This is a genomic window from Neoluteolibacter marinus (assembly GCF_014904755.1).
GTDB classification, from domain to species: Bacteria; Verrucomicrobiota; Verrucomicrobiia; order Verrucomicrobiales; family Akkermansiaceae; genus Haloferula; species Haloferula marina.
On the sequence record NZ_JACZFQ010000306.1, the window covers coordinates 1 to 565 of the forward strand.

Annotated in this window: 1 protein-coding gene; it reads left to right on the top strand. The window is 64.1% G+C overall.

The window, feature by feature from the left end; translation table 11 throughout:
* Positions 1–565: IS3 family transposase (locus IG178_RS25000; protein WP_193215272.1), on the top strand; the 565-nt coding region annotated here is incomplete at both ends.

Here is a 565-nt window from a genome sequence, read left to right on the forward strand (position 1 = left end):
CCACGCACGACCATTCCCGGCCATGGCCGCGAGACTCGACCTGATCTGGTCGAACGCGATTTCACGGCGACGGCTCCGAACCAGCTGTGGGTCGCCGACATCACCTACTGCCGCGCGTTCACCGGCTGGGCGTACGCGGCACTCGTCACGGACGTGTTCTCTCGGCGAGTGGTTGGCTGGCAGCTGTCGAAGTCGCTGCGCACCAATCTGGCCCTGGACGCGCTGGAGATGGGGATCTGGACCCGCCAGCGCGCTGGCCAGGACGTGGAAGGGCTGAAGCACCACAGCGACAAGGGTGTCCAGTACGTCGCGGTGCGCTACACCCAGCGCCTGTCAGAGGCCGGGGTAGTCGCTTCAGTCGGCTCGACGGGAGATTCCTACGACAACGCCCTGGCCGAGGCCTTCAACTCATTGTTCAAGGCCGAGCTGGTCCGCAATCGCGGGCCCTGGAAGAACATCGACGAGTTGGAGATCGCGACCGCGGAGTACATCGACTGGTTCAATCACCGAAGGCTCCATGGAGAGATCGGTATGATCCCACCCGTCGAGTTCGAGGACGTCTACG